Annotated in this window: 22 protein-coding genes and 1 tRNA gene; 12 read left to right on the plus strand and 11 right to left on the minus strand. The window is 52.0% G+C overall.

The window, feature by feature from the left end:
• From mepS to yejF, 6 genes are all read left to right on the plus strand, one after another.
• On the plus strand, window positions 1-502 hold a 502-nt coding region (gene mepS, locus EQY_RS0101700), incomplete at its 5' end, for a bifunctional murein DD-endopeptidase/murein LD-carboxypeptidase (RefSeq protein ID WP_000674717.1).
• 178 nt (window positions 503-680) lie between these two features.
• Window positions 681-2237, plus strand: a complete 1557-nt coding sequence (locus tag EQY_RS0101705; RefSeq protein ID WP_000470615.1) for a cyclic di-GMP phosphodiesterase — start codon at window positions 681-683, stop codon at window positions 2235-2237.
• Between the two features lie 81 nt (window positions 2238-2318).
• Window positions 2319-4133: an extracellular solute-binding protein gene (locus EQY_RS0101710; RefSeq protein WP_024212365.1), complete on the plus strand. Its 1815-nt coding sequence runs from the start codon at window positions 2319-2321 to the stop codon at window positions 4131-4133.
• Window positions 4134-5228, plus strand: a complete 1095-nt coding sequence (locus tag EQY_RS0101715) for a microcin C ABC transporter permease YejB (protein ID WP_000501604.1) — start codon at window positions 4134-4136, stop codon at window positions 5226-5228.
• Entirely contained in the window at window positions 5228-6253 is a 1026-nt protein-coding gene (locus EQY_RS0101720) for an ABC transporter permease (protein WP_000088927.1), read from the plus strand. Before EQY_RS0101715 ends, EQY_RS0101720 begins: the two co-directional genes overlap by 1 nt.
• A 1-nt stretch (window position 6254) precedes the next feature.
• Entirely contained in the window at window positions 6255-7844 is a 1590-nt protein-coding gene (gene yejF, locus EQY_RS0101725; protein ID WP_000194901.1) for a microcin C ABC transporter ATP-binding protein YejF, read from the plus strand.
• A gap of 3 nt (window positions 7845-7847) precedes the next feature.
• On the opposite strand, the gene EQY_RS0101730 is transcribed toward yejF, so the two are convergent.
• From EQY_RS0101730 to rsuA, 3 genes are all read right to left on the minus strand, one after another.
• Window positions 7848-8192: a YejG family protein gene (locus tag EQY_RS0101730; RefSeq protein WP_000202796.1), complete on the minus strand. Its 345-nt coding sequence runs from the start codon at window positions 8190-8192 to the stop codon at window positions 7848-7850.
• 332 nt (window positions 8193-8524) lie between these two features.
• Window positions 8525-9715 (minus strand): multidrug efflux MFS transporter Bcr, encoded by a 1191-nt coding sequence (gene bcr / locus EQY_RS0101735; protein WP_000213383.1) that lies wholly within the window; start codon window positions 9713-9715, stop codon window positions 8525-8527.
• Window positions 9716-9742: 27 nt separating this feature from the next.
• Window positions 9743-10438 carry a 16S rRNA pseudouridine(516) synthase RsuA gene (gene rsuA, locus EQY_RS0101740; protein WP_024212366.1) on the minus strand — a complete coding sequence of 232 codons (696 nt, stop codon included), beginning with the start codon at window positions 10436-10438 and terminating at the stop codon, window positions 9743-9745.
• A gap of 149 nt (window positions 10439-10587) precedes the next feature.
• On the opposite strand from rsuA, the gene radD reads away from it, so the two are divergent.
• Window positions 10588-12348 carry a DNA repair helicase RadD gene (radD, locus tag EQY_RS0101745; protein WP_000578056.1) on the plus strand — a complete coding sequence of 587 codons (1761 nt, stop codon included), beginning with the start codon at window positions 10588-10590 and terminating at the stop codon, window positions 12346-12348.
• A gap of 124 nt (window positions 12349-12472) precedes the next feature.
• Entirely contained in the window at window positions 12473-12757 is a 285-nt protein-coding gene (rplY, locus tag EQY_RS0101750; protein ID WP_000494185.1) for a 50S ribosomal protein L25, read from the plus strand.
• Between the two features lie 163 nt (window positions 12758-12920).
• Here the strand turns inward: rplY and yejK are convergent, their stop codons facing one another.
• The gene (yejK, locus tag EQY_RS0101755) at window positions 12921-13928 is read right to left on the minus strand and encodes a nucleoid-associated protein YejK (RefSeq protein WP_000050780.1); all 1008 of its coding nucleotides are present in this window, start codon (window positions 13926-13928) and stop codon (window positions 12921-12923) included.
• Window positions 13929-14109: 181 nt separating this feature from the next.
• On the opposite strand from yejK, the gene EQY_RS0101760 reads away from it, so the two are divergent.
• From EQY_RS0101760 to narP, 4 genes are all read left to right on the plus strand, one after another.
• Window positions 14110-14337, plus strand: coding sequence for a YejL family protein (locus EQY_RS0101760; RefSeq protein ID WP_001135667.1), 228 nt, complete (start codon window positions 14110-14112; stop codon window positions 14335-14337).
• A gap of 19 nt (window positions 14338-14356) precedes the next feature.
• Window positions 14357-16117, plus strand: a complete 1761-nt coding sequence (gene yejM / locus EQY_RS0101765; RefSeq protein ID WP_000256207.1) for an LPS biosynthesis-modulating metalloenzyme YejM — start codon at window positions 14357-14359, stop codon at window positions 16115-16117.
• Window positions 16118-16191: 74 nt separating this feature from the next.
• Window positions 16192-16268 (plus strand) — tRNA-Pro (locus EQY_RS0101770).
• A 182-nt stretch (window positions 16269-16450) separates the two neighbouring features.
• Entirely contained in the window at window positions 16451-17098 is a 648-nt protein-coding gene (narP, locus tag EQY_RS0101775; RefSeq protein WP_010348111.1) for a nitrate/nitrite response regulator protein NarP, read from the plus strand.
• 213 nt (window positions 17099-17311) lie between these two features.
• Here the strand turns inward: narP and ccmH are convergent, their stop codons facing one another.
• The 7 genes from ccmH to ccmB form a co-directional block, all read right to left on the minus strand.
• Window positions 17312-18364: a cytochrome c-type biogenesis thiol:disulfide oxidoreductase CcmH gene (gene ccmH / locus EQY_RS0101780; protein WP_001211595.1), complete on the minus strand. Its 1053-nt coding sequence runs from the start codon at window positions 18362-18364 to the stop codon at window positions 17312-17314.
• Window positions 18361-18918 (minus strand): thiol:disulfide interchange protein DsbE, encoded by a 558-nt coding sequence (gene dsbE / locus EQY_RS0101785; protein ID WP_000824439.1) that lies wholly within the window; start codon window positions 18916-18918, stop codon window positions 18361-18363. Before dsbE ends, ccmH begins: the two co-directional genes overlap by 4 nt.
• Window positions 18915-20858 (minus strand): cytochrome c-type biogenesis heme lyase CcmF, encoded by a 1944-nt coding sequence (gene ccmF, locus EQY_RS0101790; protein ID WP_000982467.1) that lies wholly within the window; start codon window positions 20856-20858, stop codon window positions 18915-18917. The genes dsbE and ccmF overlap by 4 nt, the downstream gene beginning before the upstream one ends.
• Window positions 20855-21334, minus strand: a complete 480-nt coding sequence (gene ccmE, locus EQY_RS0101795; protein WP_001026418.1) for a cytochrome c maturation protein CcmE — start codon at window positions 21332-21334, stop codon at window positions 20855-20857. The genes ccmF and ccmE overlap by 4 nt, the downstream gene beginning before the upstream one ends.
• A complete protein-coding gene (ccmD, locus tag EQY_RS0101800) occupies window positions 21331-21540 on the minus strand; it encodes a heme exporter protein CcmD (RefSeq protein ID WP_000186540.1) in 210 nt (69 codons plus the stop codon). Before ccmD ends, ccmE begins: the two co-directional genes overlap by 4 nt.
• Window positions 21537-22274, minus strand: a complete 738-nt coding sequence (ccmC, locus tag EQY_RS0101805; protein ID WP_001295447.1) for a heme exporter protein CcmC — start codon at window positions 22272-22274, stop codon at window positions 21537-21539. Before ccmC ends, ccmD begins: the two co-directional genes overlap by 4 nt.
• Window positions 22275-22315: 41 nt before the next feature.
• On the minus strand, window positions 22316-22717 hold a 402-nt coding region (gene ccmB, locus EQY_RS0101810), incomplete at its 5' end, for a heme exporter protein CcmB (RefSeq protein WP_000297895.1).

Here is a 22717-nt window from a genome sequence, read left to right on the forward strand (position 1 = left end):
TCTGCTTTCTGCATGTAGTGCAAACAACACCGCAAAGAATATGCATCCTGAGACACGTGCAGTGGGTAGTGAAACATCATCACTGCAAGCTTCTCAGGATGAATTTGAAAACCTGGTTCGTAATGTCGACGTGAAATCGCGAATTATGGATCAGTATGCTGACTGGAAAGGCGTTCGTTATCGTCTGGGCGGCAGCACCAAAAAAGGTATCGATTGTTCTGGTTTCGTACAACGTACATTCCGTGAACAATTTGGCTTAGAGCTTCCGCGTTCAACGTATGAACAGCAGGAAATGGGGAAATCAGTTTCCCGTAGTAATTTGCGTACAGGCGACTTAGTCCTGTTCCGCGCGGGTTCAACCGGACGCCATGTCGGTATTTATATCGGTAATAATCAGTTTGTTCACGCATCCACCAGCAGTGGTGTAATTATTTCCAGCATGAATGAGCCGTACTGGAAGAAGCGTTACAACGAAGCACGTCGGGTTCTCAGCCGTAGCTAATAAATCGTTTGGATGCAATCCCTTGGCTATCCTGACGAGTTAACGAAAAGCACTGCTTAGGCAGTGCTTTTTGGTTTTTCTCATCCGAGAAAATGATGTTTCCACATCTTGAACCAGGCTATAGTCCCGTCATTCTTTCCTTTTAGTGTTGTCGTATTTTCAGGATATTATCGGAACCATGTTCATACGAGCTCCCTCTTCTGGACGTAAGATCCTGCTCACCTGCATTATTGCGGGCGTGATGATTGCGATACTGGTCAGCTGCCTTCAGTTTTTAGTGGCCTGGCATAAACACGAAGTCAAATACGACACCTTGATTAGCGACGTACAAAAATATCTCAATACCTATTTTGCCGACCTGAAATCCACCACTGACAGGCTCCAGCCGCTTACCTTAGATACCTGCCAGCAAGCTAACCCGGAGCTGACTGCACGCGCAGCATTTAGCATGAACGTGCGAACGTTTGTGCTGGTAAAGGATAAAAAGAGCTTCTGTTCTTCTGCAACTGGTGAGATGGACATCCCACTCAGTGAACTGATTCCGGCACTAAACATCGGCAAAGATATTGATATGGCAATATTGCCAGGCACACCGATGGTGCCCAATAAACCAACGATCGTCATCTGGTATCGTAACCCTTTATTAAAAAATAGCGGCGTTTTTGCAGCATTGAATCTGAACCTGACGCCGTATATTTTCTATAGCTATCACCAGCAAGATTTCAACGGTATCGCGCTCATTATTGGTGATACTGCGCTATCGACTTTTACGTCGCATTTGATGAACGTCCGTGAGTTAACCGGCACGCCGGTACGTGAAACCAAAATTGCAGGCCTTCCGCTGACCGTTCGGCTTTATGCTGATGACTGGACATGGAACGATGTGTGGTACGCGTTTCTACTGGGTGGTATGAGTGGAACTGTCGTTGGCCTGCTCTGCTATTACCTGATGAGCGTGCGTATGCGCCCAGGCAGAGAAATTATGATGGCCATCAAACGTGAGCAATTTTACGTGGTGTATCAACCGGTGGTTGATACACAAACACTGCGGGTAACTGGCCTGGAAGTACTGCTACGCTGGCGTCACCCGGTAGTGGGTGAAATTCCCCCGGACGCCTTCATTCACTATGCCGAATCGCAAAAGATGATTGTACCTCTCACCCAGCATCTGTTTGAGCTGATTGCTCGTGATGCCGCAGAATTAGAAAACATACTGCCGGTGGGCGTGAAATTTGGCATTAACATCGCGCCGGATCATCTGCACAGCGAGAGCTTTAAAGCAGATATCCAAAAACTGCTCACTTCCCTGCCCGCACACCATTTCCAGATTGTGCTGGAAATTACCGAGCGCGATATGCTGAAAGAGCAAGAAGCCACGCAACTCTTCGCCTGGCTGCATTCAGTCGGCGTAGAAATTGCTATTGATGACTTCGGCACCGGGCACAGCGCGCTTATTTATCTGGAACGTTTCACGCTCGATTACCTGAAAATTGACCGTGGCTTTATCAACGCCATAGGTACGGAAACGGTCACCTCACCCGTACTTGACGCGGTGCTGACGCTGGCGAAACGTCTCAATATGCTGACAGTTGCTGAAGGGGTTGAAACACCGGAACAGGCGCGCTGGCTGCGCGAACGTGGCGTTAATTTCCTGCAAGGTTACTGGATTAGTCGCCCCCTGCCGCTGGATGATTTTATCCGCTGGCTGGAGAAACCTCATACGCCACAGTGGTAAGGTGTGCGTGCGTCCCTTATTATTCATAGTGAAAGTATGCCGGATTGCGGCTAATGATGAGTAAAAGGAAATCCGTTGCAGATGATTGTGCGCATACTGCTGCTGTTTATCGCTCTGTTCACCTTTGGTGCGCAGGCGCAGGCTATCAAGGAAAGCTATGCCTTTGCAGTGCTGGGAGAACCCCGGTACGCGTTTAATTTCAACCATTTTGATTATGTGAACCCCGCCGTGCCAAAAGGTAGGCAGATAACGTTGTCAGCCCTCGGCACCTTCGATAATTTCAACCGTTATGCATTGCGCGGCAACCCCGGCGCACGCACCGAGCAGTTGTACGACACGCTATTTACCACCTCCGATGACGAGCCAGGCAGTTATTACCCGCTGATTGCCGAAAGCGCGCGCTATGCTGACGATTATTCCTGGGTGGAAGTCGCCATTAATCCACGCGCCCGTTTTCATGACGGTTCGCCTATTACTGCCCGCGATGTTGAATTCACTTTTCAAAAATTTATGACCGAAGGCGTGCCGCAATTTCGTCTGGTTTATAAAGGCACTACCGTTAAAGCCATTGCGCCGTTAACCGTGCGCATTGAATTAGCCAAACCCGGTAAAGAAGATATGCTGAGTCTGTTTTCGCTGCCGGTATTTCCAGAAAAATACTGGAAGGATCACAAACTTAGCGATCCGCTCGCCACGCCTCCGCTTGCCAGTGGTCCGTACCGAATTACGTCCTGGAAAATGGGGCAGAATATTGTCTATTCCCGCGTGAAAGATTACTGGGCGGCAAACTTACCGGTAAACCGTGGGCGCTGGAATTTCGACACCATTCGCTACGATTATTACCTCGATGATAATGTCGCTTTTGAAGCATTTAAAGCCGGTGCTTTTGATTTGCGTATGGAAAACGACGCCAAAAACTGGGCCACGCGCTATACCGGTAAAAATTTCGACAAAAAATACATTATCAAAGACGAACAAAAGAACGAGTCGGCACAGGATACGCGCTGGCTGGCGTTTAACATCCAGCGTCCGGTATTCAGCGATCGCCGGGTCCGGGAAGCGATCACTCTCGCCTTTGACTTTGAATGGATGAACAAGGCGTTGTTTTACAATGCCTGGAGTCGCACGAACAGTTATTTTCAGAATACCGAATACGCGGCTAGAAATTACCCCGACGCAGCTGAACTGGTGCTTCTGGCGCCGATGAAAAAAGAGTTACCACCAGAAGTCTTCACGCAAATCTACCAGCCGCCGGTATCCAAAGGCGATGGCTACGATCGTGACAACCTGTTAAAAGCCGACAAACTTCTCAACGAAGCGGGCTGGGTGCTGAAGGGCCAGCAACGCGTAAATACCACAACGGGTCAACCGCTCAGCTTTGAGTTATTGCTGCCTTCGAGCAGCAATAGTCAGTGGGTATTGCCGTTCCAGCACAGCCTGCAACGGCTGGGTATCAGTATGGACATTCGCAAGGTGGATAACTCGCAAATTACCAACCGAATGCGCAGTCGCGACTATGACATGATGCCGCGCGTGTGGCGAGCAATGCCGTGGCCCAGTTCCGATTTACAGATTTCCTGGTCATCGGAATATATCAACTCCACTTATAATGCACCCGGCGTGCAAAGTCCGGTTATCGACTCGCTGATCAACCAGATTATTGCCGCGCAGGGAAATAAAGAAAAATTGCTGCCGTTAGGGCGCGCACTGGATCGCGTATTAACGTGGAATTATTACATGCTGCCAATGTGGTACATGGCGGAAGACCGTCTCGCCTGGTGGGATAAATTCTCCCAACCCGCTGTGCGCCCTATTTACAGCCTCGGTATCGATACCTGGTGGTATGACGTCAATAAAGCGGCCAAACTGCCGTCAGCCAGACAACAGGGAGAGTAGATGGGCGCTTATCTGATTCGCCGTCTGTTGCTGGTGATCCCAACGTTATGGGCGATTATCACCATCAACTTTTTCATCGTGCAAATTGCGCCTGGCGGTCCGGTCGACCAGGCCATCGCCGCCATTGAGTTTGGTAATGCCGGAGTATTACCCGGCGCAGGCGGTGAAGGTGTTCGTGCCAGCCATGCGCAAACGGGCGTCGGCAATATCAGCGACAGTAATTACCGTGGCGGACGCGGATTAGATCCAGAAGTGATCGCCGAGATCACTCATCGCTACGGTTTCGATAAGCCGATCCACGAACGTTACTTCAAAATGCTCTGGGACTACATCCGCTTTGATTTTGGCGACAGCTTGTTTCGCAGCGCCTCGGTGCTGACGCTGATTAAAGACAGTCTGCCGGTTTCCATCACCCTCGGATTATGGAGCACGCTGATTATCTATCTGGTGTCGATTCCGTTAGGCATTCGCAAAGCTGTTTATAATGGAAGCCGCTTTGACGTCTGGAGTAGCGCATTTATCATTATCGGCTACGCCATTCCGGCCTTTTTGTTTGCCATCCTGCTGATTGTCTTCTTCGCAGGCGGCAGCTATTTCGACCTGTTCCCTCTACGCGGCCTGGTTTCCGCTAACTTTGATTCGCTGCCGTGGTATCAGAAAATCACTGATTATCTGTGGCATATCACGTTACCCGTGCTGGCGACAGTGATTGGCGGCTTTGCGGCGCTGACCATGCTGACCAAAAACTCATTCCTTGATGAAGTGCGCAAGCAATACGTGGTTACCGCGCGTGCGAAAGGGGTCAGTGAGAAAAATATTCTCTGGAAACATGTGTTTCGTAACGCCATGCTGCTGGTGATTGCCGGTTTTCCGGCGACGTTTATCAGCATGTTTTTTACCGGCTCGCTGCTGATTGAGGTGATGTTTTCACTCAATGGTCTTGGCTTACTGGGCTACGAAGCGACCGTCTCGCGCGATTATCCGGTGATGTTTGGCACCTTGTATATTTTCACCCTGATTGGCCTGCTGCTGAATATCGTCAGTGATATCAGCTATACGCTGGTCGATCCGCGTATTGATTTTGAGGGACGTTAATGTCGCGACTCAGCCCCGTCAATCAGGCCCGTTGGGCGCGTTTTCGCCATAACCGTCGCGGCTACTGGTCGTTATGGATTTTCCTCGTCTTGTTTGGTTTGAGTTTGTGTTCTGAACTTATCGCCAACGATAAACCGTTGCTGGTGCGTTATGACGGCAGCTGGTATTTCCCGTTGCTGCAAAACTACAGCGAAAGCGATTTTGGCGGTCCGCTGGCAAGCTCGGCAGATTATCAGGACCCGTGGCTGAAGCAACGGCTGGAAAATAACGGCTGGGTACTGTGGGCACCGATTCGCTTTGGTGCTACCAGTATCAACTTTGCTACCGATAAGCCCTTCCCTTCTCCCCCCTCCCGGCAAAACTGGCTGGGAACAGATGCCAACGGCGGCGATGTGCTGGCGCGCATTCTCTATGGCACGCGGATCTCAGTTCTGTTTGGCCTGATGCTGACCCTCTGCTCCAGCGTGATGGGCGTGCTGGCGGGGGCGCTACAAGGCTATTACGGCGGTAAAGTCGATCTTTGGGGACAACGTTTTATTGAAGTATGGTCGGGGATGCCGACGCTGTTTTTGATTATTTTACTTTCCAGCGTCGTACAGCCTAACTTCTGGTGGCTGTTGGCAATTACCGTCTTGTTTGGCTGGATGAGTCTGGTCGGTGTGGTGCGGGCGGAGTTTTTACGTACCCGTAATTTCGACTACATCCGCGCGGCGCAGGCGCTTGGCGTCAGCGATCGCAGTATCATCCTGCGTCATATGTTGCCAAATGCCATGGTCGCTACCCTCACCTTTTTACCGTTTATTTTATGCAGTTCAATAACTACCCTGACCTCACTCGATTTCCTCGGCTTCGGTCTGCCGCTCGGTTCACCGTCACTCGGCGAACTGCTGTTACAAGGGAAAAATAACCTTCAGGCCCCGTGGCTTGGGATCACCGCCTTCTTGTCGGTGGCGATATTGTTGTCTTTGCTGATTTTTATTGGTGAAGCCGTCCGCGACGCATTTGATCCTAATAAGGCGGTGTAGTATGACGCAAACTCTGTTAGCGATTGAAAACTTGTCGGTGGGTTTTCGCCATCAGCAAACTGTCCGTACCGTAGTGAATGATGTTTCACTACAGATTGAGGCTGGCGAAACGCTGGCGCTGGTGGGCGAGTCAGGTTCTGGCAAGAGCGTTACTGCGCTGTCGATTTTACGTCTGCTCCCTTCCCCGCCGGTAGAATATCTTGCTGGAGATATTCGTTTTCATGGCGAATCGCTACTTCATGCCAGCGAGCAAACGTTGCGCGGCGTACGCGGTAATAAGGTAGCCATGATCTTCCAGGAGCCAATGGTGTCGTTAAATCCATTGCATACTCTGGAAAAACAGCTTTATGAAGTGCTTTCACTCCATCGCGGGATGCGACGAGAAGCGGCACGTGGCGAGATATTAAATTGCCTTGATCGCGTCGGTATCCGTCAGGCAGCAAAACGACTGGCAGATTACCCTCATCAGCTCTCAGGCGGCGAACGCCAGCGGGTGATGATTGCAATGGCGCTATTAACGCGCCCGGAATTATTAATTGCCGATGAACCGACCACCGCGCTGGACGTCTCTGTCCAGGCGCAGATTTTACAGCTGTTGCGCGAACTGCAAGGCGAGCTGAATATGGGTATGCTGTTTATTACTCATAACCTCAGCATTGTCAGAAAACTGGCCCACCGCGTGGCGGTAATGCAAAACGGTCGCTGTGTCGAGCAAAATAACGCCGCTACGCTATTTGCCTCACCCACACATCCTTACACAAAAAAGCTACTCAACAGTGAACCGTCAGGCGACCCGGTGCCATTGCCAGAACCTGCCTCAACGTTGCTAGATGTTGAACAGCTTCAGGTTGCCTTCCCCATTCGTAAAGGGATCTTGAAGCGCATTGTGGATCATAATGTGGTGGTGAAAAACATCAGTTTTACGCTACGGGCGGGTGAAACACTGGGTTTAGTAGGCGAGTCAGGTTCCGGGAAAAGCACGACGGGACTGGCGCTGCTGAGACTGATTAACTCTCAGGGCAGCATTATCTTTGACGGTCAGCCACTGCAAAATTTAAATCGCCGCCAGCTGTTACCTATTCGTCATCGCATTCAGGTGGTATTTCAGGATCCAAACTCCTCGCTCAACCCACGACTCAACGTTTTGCAGATTATTGAGGAAGGCTTACGGGTTCACCAGCCGACGCTTTCTGCCGCACAACGCGAACAACAAGTGATAGCCGTGATGCATGAAGTGGGGTTAGATCCTGAAACACGCCACCGCTATCCTGCAGAGTTTTCCGGGGGGCAACGACAACGCATAGCGATTGCCAGGGCGTTGATTCTTAAGCCTTCACTGATCATTCTTGATGAACCAACATCGTCGCTCGACAAAACGGTACAGGCGCAAATATTGACGCTATTGAAATCATTGCAACAAAAGCATCAACTGGCCTATTTGTTTATCAGCCACGATTTACACGTCGTCCGCGCGCTATGTCATCAGGTTATCGTACTGCGACAGGGGGAAGTGGTGGAACAAGGACCGTGCGCGCGCGTATTTGCCGCACCACAGCAGGAGTATACGCGTCAGCTACTGGCGTTAAGCTGACGCTTAAAAAGGATTGTAATTTGAGAAGGGCTCGGCAATTGCCACACCAAAATTTTTCAATCGGCATGTCGCCGCAAACTCATCATGGCGATTTACAAACAGGCACGGCTCACCTTCACACTCCAGTACCGAGCATGGAACTTCAATGTCGCTTAACGCCTGGCTTAGTTTGTACATCACCGACCATGCATTATCACCATCCGGGCTAAGCAATTTAAGCGCCACCAGGCTGTTGTCACCGCACGGTCCATTTTGCGGAATCGGTTCAACCTTCGAACCTGCGAAACCAGCAGACCAGCGATAGTTCTGCGGCAGTCGATGGACGATTGAGAGTTGTAATGAAGTCACTTATTTTCCCCGGAAGCACATTTACTTCACAATTTGTTTACATCAATTTTAACACATCAACAACAACCCGTCTTTAAACAGATCGTAAAGATTGATGCCTCGCCTGCGTGGCCTCTATGGCTCTGATTTAAATAATATCTGCGGGCGTGGTCACGTTTGCGGGGCTATATGTACCCGTTTCTGCGATCTAACTCAACCTTTTTAACTACAATGATGTGACTTTTTACATAAATTGATTTTACATAAAATAAACATATATCGGGGGAATGATGGATTTGTGGTTGACATGCATCAACAAAGGAAGCCTTTTAGCTTCCCCGTTGTGCAATAGATCACCGTTTTTTCGGCCGACTGGCGTACAGACAGAAGAGAATGGAGCAGGTCGCACAGAACGCAATCGACCAGATCATCGGCCATGCGGAGTTAAAGGTCGCAAGGGAGAGCAATGCACCGACAATGGCGCCAATACCAAAGCGGAAGGTTCCTGCCAGCGATGATGCCGTTCCCGCCATATGGGGAAACTCATCCAGAATGACCGCCATCGCATTGGATGACACCATCGACACGCAGCCCACAAACGCCGCCACACCAACCACCAGCGACCAGAACCCCAACCCCAGCAGCGCACTGATGACCATCCACGCTGCCATAATAAATTGAATCCACAGCCCCGACCGGAACATATTCAGCGCGCCAATGCGGCGAACAAAGCGACTGTTAAAGATGGTCATCACGAACAAGAAAACAATATTCAGCGCAAAGTAATAACCAAAGTTTTCCGGCGCGACGTGGTTAATTTCAATGTAGACAAACGGTCCGGCGCTTAAGAATGAGAACATCCCGGCAAAGCTGAAACCGCTGGCCAGCATATAACTCAGGACGCGCTTATGGCGGAACAGTGCGGCGAAGTTGCCAATGGTGGTACGGATGTGAAACGGCTGACGACGCTCCGGCGGTAACGTTTCTTTGATCAGGAAGAAGATCATCGCCGAAGCCAGAATCGCCGCCACGGCGAGGATCCAGAAAATGTAATGCCAGCTCAGCCACACCAGCACCCAGCCGCCAACAATCGGCGCCATCAGAGGCGCGATGGTCGTTACCAGCATGACAAACGACATCATCCGCGAGAACTCTTCTTTCGGGTAGATGTCGCGCATCAGGGCGTTGATGACCACGCTGGCCGCCGCCGCTGCCAGCCCGTGAAAGAAACGCATCACAATCAGCTGATCGATAGTTTGCGCCAGTGCACACGCCACCGCCGCCGCAGCAAATACCAGCGTACCGCCAAGAACCACCGGCTTACGCCCGAAGCTATCTGCCATCGGCCCGTAGATTAACTGCCCCAACGCAAAACCCAGAATATAGGTACTCAGGGTCATCTGCGTACTGCCCGCTGGCACACCAAACTGCGCAGAAATCACTGGCAGCGCGGGCAGATACATATCAATCGACAGCGGCATCAACATGGCCAGCAGGCCAAGGATAAAAACAATAGCAAACGACGAATGCTGTCGGGTGGTCACAACGGGCTCCTGAAAGTTATTAAAGTGTTAGACGACGCTGGCAACTTCTTCTTCAGTTAATGGACGATATTCACCGGGTGCTAAATCAGCATCCAGCGTAATGCCGCCAATACGTTCACGATGCAGCTCAACCACGTGGTTACCCACGGCGGCGAACATGCGTTTCACCTGATGATAACGCCCTTCGCTGATGGTCAGACGTACCTGCGTCGGCGTAATCACTTCCAGCACAGCAGGCTTAGTGAGATCTTTTTCGTTATGTAACTGCACGCCTTTAGCAAACTGCTCTGCCGTATCGGCTGCCACCGGGGACTCCAGCGTCACCAGGTAGGTTTTCTCGCAATGATGACGTGGAGAAGTAATGCGGTGCGACCACTGACCATCATCTGTCATCAGCACCAGGCCGGTAGTGTCGATATCCAGCCGCCCTGCTGCGTGTAGTTTCCACGCTACCGGTTCATCCAGAAAATAGAGCACCGTTGGGTGATCCGGATCGTCAGTAGAACAAACATAGCCCTGAGGCTTATTGAGCATGAAGTAACGTGGTCCGTGTTGCTGTGCCAGCGGGTTTCCATCGTAAGCCACACTGTGTTCAGGGAGCAGTTTAAACGCTGCATTGCGGACGATTTCGCCATCGACGGTGACACGAGTAGCACGGATTTCACGCCCGGCAATAGCACGGCTAACGCCGAGTTGCTGTGCGATAAATTTATCAAGTCGCATGTGTGTGATTTTGCCTGTAAAAAACGGAGGTCGGGTAATGACCCGAAAATCTGAACTGTTGTTCGCCCAGTATAGCGGTCTAATAACTTCCCTCAAGAGAAAAAGATCCGTGGCATACTATTAGCAGAATAATCTACCTACGCGAGACCATGATTTTTACACTCCGTCCATATCAGCAAGAAGCCGTGGATGCCACGCTCAACCATTTTCGTCGTCATAAAACTCCTGCCGTTATCGTGCTGCCTACTGGTGCAGGTAAAAGCCTGGTGATAGCGGAACTGGCACGGCTGGCGCGTGGTCGCGTGCTGGTGCTGGCGCACGTCAAAGAGCTGGTGGCGCAAAACCATGCAAAATATCAGGCTCTGGGGCTGGAAGCCGATATTTTTGCCGCCGGGCTGAAGCGTAAAGAGAGCCACGGTAAAGTGGTGTTTGGCAGCGTGCAGTCGGTCGCACGCAATCTCGATGCCTTTCAGGGTGAATTTTCGCTGTTGATTGTCGATGAATGCCACCGCATTGGCGACGATGAAGAGAGCCAGTATCAGCAAATCCTTACTCACCTGACAAAAGTGAATCCCCACTTACGCCTGTTGGGGCTGACCGCCACGCCTTTTCGGCTGGGCAAAGGCTGGATCTACCAGTTCCATTATCACGGCATGGTACGTGGCGACGAGAAAGCCCTTTTCCGTGACTGCATTTATGAGCTGCCGCTGCGTTATATGATTAAACACGGCTATCTGACGCCACCAGAACGGCTTGATATGCCGGTAGTGCAATACGATTTCAGCCGCTTGCAGGCACAGAGTAATGGGCTGTTCAGCGAAGCCGATCTCAACCGCGAGCTGAAAAAACAACAACGTATTACGCCGCACATCATCAGCCAGATTATGGAGTTCGCCGCAACGCGCAAAGGGGTGATGATTTTCGCCGCGACGGTTGAACACGCAAAAGAGATTGTGGGATTGCTGCCCGCCGAAGATGCAGCACTCATTACCGGTGACACACCCGGCGCTGAACGTGATGTATTAATTGAAGATTTTAAAGCCCAGCGTTTTCGCTATCTGGTCAACGTTGCGGTACTGACCACCGGATTTGACGCCCCGCACGTCGATCTTATCGCCATCCTGCGCCCTACTGAATCAGTGAGTCTTTACCAACAAATTGTCGGACGCGGTCTGCGTCTGGCGCCCGGCAAGACTGATTGCTTAATTCTTGATTATGCGGGTAATCCTCACGATCTCTACGCGCCAGAAGTTGGCACCCCAAAAGGCAAAAGTGACAACGTTCCGGTACAGGTTTTCTGCCCTGCCTGCGGTTTTGCCAACACCTTCTGGGGCAAAACGACCGCCGACGGTACATTGATTGAACACTTTGGTCGTCGCTGTCAGGGGTGGTTTGAAGATGACGACGGTCATCGCGAACAGTGTGACTTCCGTTTCCGTTTTAAAAATTGCCCACAATGTAACGCGGAAAACGATATTGCCGCCCGACGATGCCGCGAATGTGACACGGTACTGGTTGATCCAGACGACATGTTAAAAGCGGCGCTACGACTCAAAGACGCGCTGGTATTACGCTGTAGCGGCATGTCTTTGCAGCATGGTCACGACGAGAAAGGCGAATGGCTGAAAATCACCTATTACGATGAAGACGGCGCGGATGTGAGTGAGCGTTTCCGTCTACAAACGCCCGCCCAGCGTACCGCCTTCGAACAACTTTTTATCCGCCCGCATACGCGCACACCGGGCATCCCTCTGCGCTGGATAACCGCCGCCGATATCCTCGCCCAGCAAGCCTTATTGCGCCATCCGGATTTTGTTGTTGCCCGCATGAAAGGTCAGTACTGGCAAGTGCGTGAAAAAGTGTTCGATTACGAAGGTCGTTTTCGTCGGGCGCATGAATTACGCGGTTAATGGTAGTTTTGATTGATGTATAAGGCGATTGAGTATAGAATCTCGCCCGCTTTTGCATACGCAAAGCAGATCACTTACCTGTTGCTGGGTCGCCTGTAGCAGGATTAATTTAAGAGAGAAAGAAATGTTTACTATTAACGCAGAAGTACGTAAAGAGCAGGGTAAGGGTGCGAGCCGCCGCCTGCGTGCCGCTAACAAGTTCCCGGCAATCATCTACGGTGGCAAAGAAGCGCCGCTGGCTATCGAGCTGGATCACGACAAAGTCATGAACATGCAAGTTAAAGCTGAATTCTACAGCGAAGTTCTGACCATCGTTGTTGACGGTAAAGAAATCAAAGTTAAAGCTCAGGATGTACAGCGTCACCCGTACAAACCGAAGCTGCAGCACATCGACTTCGTTCGCGCTTAATTGCTGAATAAGTTGTAAAAAACCCCGCTCCGGCGGGGTTTTTTGTATCCGCAGATTATGCCTGATGCGACGCAGTGCGTCTTATCAGGCATACAGGTATTACCGTTATTTGCAGGCCAGAGAAGGCGTCACGCCGCATCTGGCATTCATTACGTAAAACCGATTAATTGCCGCCGGACGTCCGGCGCTGCAATTGATCGCGCAGGTTCGGCGGCGTGCCTTTAATGGTCAGGGTATCGGTCGCCGGATCCCAGAAGATGCGTTCACCTAAAAGCATCGCATCAAAGTTAATAGTCAAGCCACCGCCGCTACCGGCAAACTTCGTCAACTGACGCAGTGTGCTACGGTCTGCCGGGAAGCTCTCTTCCAGTTCGTAGCCTTTTTCAGCCGCAAACTCCGTGAAGCTCACTTCGCTGACGCCTGCCAGCTCTTTCGACAGCGATTCCAGTTCAATCTCTTCACCTGCCTGCAGCTGCTCATTACAGTAGCTATAAACCTGCTGGCGCACGTTCTGCCGTTCTGCTTTATCCAGTTGCGCTTCGGCGGTAAAGTCATCGACCGCCTGTAACAGTCCACGGTTTTGCGCTTTCGCATTCAATCCTTCGCTGGCACCGAGGAAGTCCATAAAGAAATCAGCCACTTTGCGCCCTACTCGCCCTTTCAGGAAAGTGAGATAACGGGTCGATTCTGGATTAGTTTCCCACTCGGTCAAATCGATACGCGCAACGATATCCGCATGATTAATATCGAGATAATGGGTCGGGTTGATGTCGAGGTTTTCGTTAACGCGCATACTGCTTAAATTGTTCAGTACGCAAATCAGCAAATACTCAACCGCCAGATAGCGATAGTGACAAAACAGCACGAAGCCGCCGTCAGCAAAAGGATATTTCGCCAGTTCGTCACGCAGGCGACCAGTTGCTGCCCGACTAAATGCCAGAAAGTCTTCTTCGCCCTGACGCTGTAAGCGCAGCGTCTGCGCCAGTTCACTTTCCTCGCTAAACAAACCGTAGGCTTTATTCTTGGCGCTATAGACACGATGCAGCTCCGCCACCATCTCAACGACGGTTTCCGTCGGTTCCAGCAATGAATCGCGCAGCACCAGCTCAAGGTTCTGCTCATCACGCTTGATAAGCTGGTGCAGAGCAATCTGGTTGATATCCAGACTCATGATAAACTCTCCTTTTAGACCGGGCGGTATTCAACCACCGCTGGTTAAGCGACGCAATAAAAGATGGCGGTCATTTTACAGAAGGTGGCGTAACGCGAATGATTTAAAGTATAAAAAAGCAGAAAAAAAACCGTTGCTACGGTAATATGTTGCCCTTTCATCAACTAACTGATTTCGATTTATGCCACAAATTTCCCGCTACAGTGATGAACAGGTTGAACAATTGCTCGCAGAGCTGCTCAACGTACTGGAAAAACATAAGGCTCCGACCGACCTTTCCCTGATGGTGTTAGGCAATATGGTCACCAACCTTATCAACACCAGCATTGCCCCGGCTCAGCGCCAGGCGATTGCCAACTCTTTTGCCCGCGCCTTACAGTCCTCTATCAACGAAGACAAAGCGCACTAAGGGAAACAGATAACAGGTTATGGTAACTCATCGTCAGCGCTACCGTGAAAAAGTCTCCCAGATGGTCAGTTGGGGGCACTGGTTTGCACTGTTCAATATTCTGCTTTCGCTCGTCATTGGCAGCCGTTACCTGTTTATCGCCGACTGGCCGACAACGCTTGCGGGTCGTATTTATTCCTACGTAAGCATTATCGGTCATTTCAGCTTCCTGGTGTTCGCCACCTATTTGCTGATCCTCTTCCCGCTGACCTTTATTGTCGGCTCCCAGAGGCTGATGAGGTTTTTGTCCGTCATTCTGGCAACAGCGGGAATGACGCTATTACTGATCGATAGCGAAGTCTTTACCCGTTTCCATCTCCATCTTAATCCCATCGTCTGGCAGCTAGTTATCAACCCGGACGAAAATGAGATGGCGCGCGACTGGCAGCTGATGTTCATCAGTGTGCCGGTAATATTATTGCTTGAACTGGTATTTGCGACGTGGAGCTGGCAAAAGCTGCGCAGCCTGACACGTCGTCGGCGCTTCGCCCGTCCGCTGGCCGCATTCTTATTCATCGCCTTTATTGCCTCGCATGTGGTTTATATTTGGGCCGATGCTAACTTCTATCGCCCGATCACCATGCAGCGCGCCAACCTGCCGCTTTCGTACCCGATGACGGCGCGACGTTTTCTTGAGAAGCATGGCTTGCTTGATGCGCAGGAGTATCAACGCCGTCTTATTGAGCAAGGCAATCCAGATGCTGTTTCCGTACAGTATCCGTTAAGCGAACTGCGCTACCGCGATATGGGCACCGGGCAAAACGTCTTGCTGATTACTGTCGATGGCCTGAACTACTCACGCTTTGAGAAGCAGATGCCTGCGCTGGCAGGCTTTGCGGAACAAAATATTTCGTTCACGCGCCATATGAGTTCCGGCAACACGACCGACAACGGCATCTTTGGCCTGTTCTATGGCATATCGCCAAGTTATATGGACGGCATTCTGTCGACCCGTACACCTGCGGCATTAATTACCGCGCTTAACCAGCAAGGCTATCAACTGGGGCTATTCTCATCCGATGGCTTTACCAGCCCGTTGTATCGTCAGGCATTGTTGTCAGACTTCTCAATGCCGAGCGTTCGCACGCAATCCGATGAGCAGACTGCCACACAGTGGATCAACTGGCTGAGCCGCTACGCGCAAGAAGATAATCGCTGGTTCTCATGGGTATCTTTCAATGGCACCAACATTGACGACAGCAACCAGCAAGCATTTGCACGGAAATATAGCCGCGCGGCAGGTAATGTCGATGACCAGATTAACCGCGTTCTTGATGCGCTGAAAGCGTCCGGCAAGCTGGACAATACGGTGGTGATTATTACTGCCGGTCGGGGCATTCCGCTGGTCGAAGAGGAAGAAACCTTTGACTGGTCCCACGGTCATCTTCAGGTGCCGTTAGTGATTCACTGGCCAGGCACACCGGCACAGCGAATTAATACCCTGACCGACCATACCGATCTGATGACCACGCTGATGCAACGTCTGCTACACGTCAGCACACCAGCGAGCGAATATTCGCAAGGTCAGGATTTGTTCAACCCTGAGCGCCGTCATTACTGGGTGACTGCGGCGGATAACGATACGCTGGCAATTACCACCCCGAAAATGACGCTGGTACTGAACAATAACGGTAAATACCGCACTTACAACTTACGTGGCGAAAGAGTGAAAGACGAAAAACCACAGTTAAGTTTGTTATTGCAAGTGCTGACAGACGAGAAGCGTTTCATCGCTAACTGATTAATTATAAATCAGTTAGCAAAATATCTTACTTGCAATCGGTGTGGAAAACGGTAGTATAAGCAGCCACGAGTCGGCACGTAGCGCAGCCTGGTAGCGCACCGTCATGGGGTGTCGGGGGTCGGAGGTTCAAATCCTCTCGTGCCGACCAAAAATCCTAAGAAAACCAACCTTTAAGGTTGGTTTTTTTATATCCACAGCATTGTCTTGCTACCCTCACTTGCAGTTTTACTACATGCCCATACATAAAATGGGGTAACATTCACGCGCCTGGTAGCGTTACCAACGCTACGCTCAAACATAATGATTCTAATAAAACCTCAGGAGACTACTATGCCTGAAGCAACGCCTTTTCAGGTGATGATTGTGGATGATCATCCACTTATGCGACGCGGTGTTCGTCAGTTACTGGAGCTTGATCCTGGTTTTGAAGTGGTCGCCGAAGCAGGCGACGGCGCTAGTGCTATCGATCTGGCTAATCGACTGGATATCGACGTTATCTTGCTGGATCTCAATATGAAAGGTATGAGTGGCCTGGATACCCTCAATGCCTTGCGCAGGGATGGCGTTACCGCGCAAATTATTATCCTGACCGTATCAGATGCCTCCAGCGATGTCTTTGCACTGATAGACGCAGGCGCAGACGGCTATCTGCTAAAAGACAGCGACCCGGAAGTATTGCTGGAAGCAATTCGCGCCGGAGCAAAAGGCAGCAAAGTCTTTAGCGAACGCGTCAATCAGTACTTGCGCGAACGTGAAATGTTCGGTGCGGAAGAAGATCCCTTCAGCGTGCTGACGGAGCGTGAGCTGGATGTTCTGCACGAGCTGGCGCAAGGGCTGTCGAATAAGCAAATTGCCTCGGTGTTGAATATTTCTGAGCAGACGGTAAAAGTGCACATTCGCAATCTGCTGCGTAAACTCAATGTCCGCTCACGCGTGGCGGCCACCATTCTGTTCCTGCAACAACGCGGGACACAATAAAAAAATAGCCCGATGGATTTATCATCGGGCTGAGATTGATGACAAACGCAAAACTGCCTGATGCGCTATGCTTATCAGGCCTACGCAGATCGAGCAATGTATTGAATTTGCACGATTTTGTAGGCCGAATAAGGCGATCACGCCGCATCCGGCATAAACATAGCGCACGTTGTCATCCGCCTGGCTCCAATGGCGTCACCATCGGGCTTCTTCTTACTTACTCTCCTGCGGCGACAAATGCTGCATCGCCTGCGCGATACTGCGCTCAATCACCGCACGGCGAGTATCGTTGGCAGGCAAGAGTTTCAACATCATCTCCCACGCGGCAACGGCTTCGCCAAATCGCTGCTGCTCAAAGGCGTTAAACGCATACATGCTCAGCACGCGAATATTGCTGTGGTCACTTCTCACCAGTTGACGCAACAACTCGCCGCCCAGGCGGTTATCGTTGGGGTCAGAAGAACGCGTTAACGCCTCCGCGTAACCTAGCGCAGCATCACTGTTTTTCGGATCGAGGCGATACGCAGTGGCATATGCATCGGTCGCGATACTGGCGTTACCCAGCGCCATGCCAACGCGGCCCAACATAATCCAGCCTTCAATATCTCCTGGATTTTTTTGCAGTTGAGTACGCATTCCCAGCGCAAGACGTGACATCTCTTCTTCGTTGAGCGGATCGGCTTTCGGATCGAGCGCCCTGTCCAGCAACGCCGGAGCCTGTGCCGTGGCCTGCTGCCAAACTTTTACCTGCTGATAATTGCCAGTCTGGTAGTAGCTGACGCCAGCTACAATTAACGCCACCACAATACCCGGCAGATAAACAACATATCCGGCACGCTTACCTTCCGGCACGCTTTGTTCAGGAAACTCCTCCTGCGCCACATGCACCCGACGCCGCGAGCGGGAGTAAATCACCCAGCCGCCGATACCAATAGCGACAACTGGCAGCACCCACAGCAGCACGGTCAGCGGTGTTAATGGCGGATCGTAAGTGACGAAGTTGCCGTAACGCGCCACCATATAATCAACAATCTCTTTCTTGCTTTTACCTTCCTGCATCAGTTCATACACTTTCTGGCGCAGGTCAGTGGCAATCATCGAGTTGGAATCGGCAATACTGTTGTTCTGGCATTTCGGGCAGCGCAGTTCTTCCGTGAGCTGGCGGAACTGCTGTTCCTGTGCTTCATCTTTAAACTGCAACACGTCGATGGTTGCCAGCGCCGAGCCGGAGATCATCAGCATCAGCACGCCCAATAAAAACCTCATTGTGCGGCCTCCTTACTGTATTTCTCCCACAGCGGCTTGATCTCTTCTTCCCAGACGCGAGGATTGAGATCGCCCGCATGGCGATAGCGAATGATGCCATTGCCGTCGATGAGAAACGTTTCTGGCGCGCCATACACGCCGAGATCCAGTCCTAACATGCCGTCGCCATCAAACAGGCTTAGCGCGTAAGGATTGCCCAGTTCTTTCAGCCAGCTAATTGCTTTCTGCCTGTCGTCTTTATAGTTCATACCCACCACGCGGATGCCCTGCGCAGAAAGCTGATTCAGATATTGATGTTCCGCACGGCAGGTCGGGCACCAGGTCGCCCAAACGTTAAGCAGCACCGGTTTGCCCTGAGTCAGCACATCTGCCTGATAAAACTGCCCCGGATTGTCCAGTGATTCGAGACGAAACTTCGGCACAGGCTTGCCAATGAGCGCCGATTCCAGATTGGTCGGATCATCCCCTTCGGCATTACGCGCCAGCTGCCACAGCAATGCTGCGGCAATCGCCAGGAAGATAATCAAAGGAATTAACAATACTTTGCGCTTCATACAGCCTCCGGCGCAGTTTTTTGCGGGTTCACGCGCTTGCGATAGCGAGGATCAAACAGGCACAGCAGCCCGCCCAACGCCATCATCAGCCCGCCCGCCCAGATCCAGCGAACAAACGGTTTGTAGTAAAGACGAACTGCCCACGCGCCGTTTTCCAGCTCTTCGCCGAGCGCAGCGTACAGGTCACGAGTGATGCCGCCGTCAATCGCTGCTTCGGTCATCATCGACCCGGCAGTGTTGTAATAACGTTTTTCCGCATACAGCACCGTTTCCGGCTTGCCATCACGCGTTACGCCGATAGTCGCCACACCGCCACGCCAGTTCGGGCCAGTCACCTCTTTGACATCACGGAAGGTGAAGCGATATTCATGAATATCGACGCTATCGCCAGACTTCATGCGCACATCACGCTCAACGCTATAGTTCTGGCTGAAGGCAATGCCAACAATTGTCACCGCCAGTCCCAGATGAGCCGCCACCATCCCCCAATAACTGAAGGTGGTTTTCGTGCCGCGTGAAATACGCAGCGCAGCTTCCGCAATTGCCAGCACCGCAATCCAGCAGGCCATTGCCAGGCCAAGCACCGTCATCGCCACAACTTTGCTTTCGAACAGCCACGGCAACAGCAGAGACAGCACCAACGTAGAGATGAAGGCGATAATCAATAAATTGCGGATTTTACGCGGACGATCGCGCCCCCAGCGCACCAGAGGGCCGACGCCAAGCAACAGCGCAAACGGCACCATTAGCCAGGTAAACATGGTGTTGAAGAACGGTTCGCCAATCGAAATACTGCCCAGCCCCAGTTGTTTATGCACCAGCGGCAGCAGCGTCCCCAGCAACACCACCAGCATCGCGGCGACCAGCAAAACGTTGTTCGCTAACAGCAGAGATTCCCGCGACCACAGCGCATTATTTACGCGCGAGCGAACTTTGTGTCCACGCGCGGCAAACAGCAGCAGCGAACCGCCAATCACCAGTACCATAAAGGCGAGGATAAACATACCGCGCGCCGGATCAGACGCAAACGCGTGTACCGATACCAGCACGCCGGAACGCACCAGGAAAGTCCCCAGCAGACACAGCGAGAAGGCACTGATTGCCAACAGTAATGTCCACGCTTTGAAGCTGGCGCGTTGTTCAGTGACCGCCAGTGAGTGCATCAGCGCAGTCCCCACCAGCCACGGCATAAACGAGGCGTTTTCTACCGGATCCCAGAACCACCAGCCGCCCCAGCCGAGTTCGTAATAGGCCCATGCGGAACCAAGCACAATGCCGAGCGTCAGGAAGATCCACGCCGCCAGCGTCCACGGACGGGTAAAACGTGCGTAAGTGCTGTCCAGACGCCCACTCAACAAAGAAGCGATGGCAAAAGCAAACGCCACCGAGAAACCGACGTAGCCCATATAGAGCAGAGGCGGATGGAAGATCAGCCCCGGATCCTGCAACAGTGGGTTAAGATCGCGCCCTTCAATCGGGAAGTTCGGCAGCGTGCGGGAGAACGGGTTTGAGGTAAAGAGAATGAACAGCAAAAATCCGACGCTAACCATCCCCATTATCGCCAGTACGCGAGCAACAATATCCAGCGGAATACGCTGGCTAAAAATCGCTACCGCAAACGTCCAGCCGCTCATCAGCAACACCCACAGCAGCAGTGAACCTTCATGCGCGCCCCAGGTCGCCGCCACGCGATACCATACCGGAAGCTGGGTATTCGAGTTGCTGGCAACATAGGTGACGGTAAAGTCGTTGACCACGAAAGCATTGACCAGCACCAGAAATGCGCCAGCCACAGTCATGAACAGCAGCCAGGCAAACAAGCGGGAAGACGCCATCATGCGCGCATCTCCGCGCGCCACGCCCCATAACGGATACACGGACAGCAGCAGCGCAATTCCTAGCGCCAGGCACAGCAGCCCGTTACCAATTTCTGGCATCATGATGCTGGATCCTTATAAACACTCGCCGGGCGACGGTGATTCGCTTCCATCGCTTTTTCGACTTCTGGCGGCGTATAGTTTTCATCGTGTTTCGCCAGCACTTCTTTCGCGAGGATATGATTGCCTTTTTCCAGTTCGCCCTGCACCACAACGCCCTGCCCTTCACGGAACAGATCCGGCAAAATGCCTTCATAAGAGACATCCACTGAGCCTTCAGCGTCGTAAATGGTGAACGTTACTTTCAGCGAATTGGGATCGCGCTGCACGCTCCCCGGCATCACCATTCCGCCGACGCGCAGGCGCTGCCCGACTTCCGGCATCTGTTGGGTTTCACGTTTGCCGTAGAGAATCTCCCCCGGCGTATAAAAAAGATCGATATTCGAGCGCAGCGCATATAGCACCAGGCCAATCGTCAGCGCCAGCCCTGCCAACACGGCACAGGCAATCCACAAGCGGTTTTTACGGCGAATATTCATGCAGCCTCCTGCTGTTGCGCAGCACGTAAACGCGCCTCACGCGCCCGCTGTTGCGCCACACCACGCAGAATTGCGCGATGCTGCATCACCGAGTGCACGACCAAAACCACCAGCGGAATGACGGTCATCACCACCGCAAGCCAGACAAAAAAGGCGTAACCGCCCATTGCGAAAAATTCATTCCAGGAAGCAAATGCAGGGGTCATTTACGGCCTCTTTTCAATATCAGTTCACTCACCCACGGACGGCGTTTTTCCATCAGCAAAATTAAATTACGCATCCGCATCAGCGTCAGCGTGGCAGACAGCAGCAGGAAGCCAAAAATCGACCAGCGCAGCGGCGAACGCATCGCCGGATCGATACTTTGCTGCATCCGCGTTGATCCCTGATGCAGGGTGTTCCACCACTCCACGGAGTAATGAATAATCGGCAGATTCACCACGCCAATCAGCACCAGGATACCTGCCGCACGGCCCGCCAGACGGCGGTCGTCGAAGGCGTGCCACAGGGCAATCACACCCACATACAAAAACAGCAGTACCAGTTCAGAAGTCAGACGTGCATCCCATACCCACCAGGTGCCCCACATCGGTTTTCCCCATGCAGAGCCGGTAACCAGGGCAATAAAGGTAAACACGGCACCAATGGGGGCCATCGCCGCCACCGCCAAGTTGGCCATTTTCATCTGCCAGACAAGGCCAATAAACGCCGCCACCGCCATTGATGCATAAATGCCCATCGACCAGATCGCCGCAGGCACATGCAGGTAGATAATGCGGTAGCTATTTCCCTGCTGATAATCAGCCGGAGCAAAGCCGAATCCCCAGATCCAGCCAACGGTAAGCACGACCACACTGGCAATTGCCAGCCACGGTATAAACCAGCCACAGATTTGATACAGCCGTGGTGGGATCGCCAGTTGATGCAGTGTTTTCCACATAGTTTCGATACCAGACTCGAACAAAAATCAGTAATCCAGCGTTATTGAATGCTGATTCGTAACGCTGCCGCCGTCGCAAAAGGACTTAATGTCGCGGTGCCTGCCAGCAACGCGCCTAAAATTGCCAGATACCCATCAACGGGCAAATGCATAGAAGCCGCGTCCATCGCGGCGGTGGCAAAGATGAGTAATGGGATAGTCAGCGGTAACACCAGTATGCTGAGCAGCACACCACCGCGCTTAAGTCCCACTGTCAGCGCCACGCCCGGCGCACCAAGAAAGCCAAGCGTAGGGGTTCCCAGCAGTAGCGTTAACGCCATCACTTGCCAGCCATAAACATCCATTCCCAGTAGCATTGCTACCAGGGGCGAAAGGATGAGTAACGGCAGACCGGTTACCATCCAGTGCGCCATCACCTTCGCCAGCACAACGGCGGGCAAGGG

This window comes from Escherichia sp. TW14182 (assembly GCF_000208525.1).
GTDB classification, from domain to species: Bacteria; Pseudomonadota; Gammaproteobacteria; order Enterobacterales; family Enterobacteriaceae; genus Escherichia; species Escherichia ruysiae.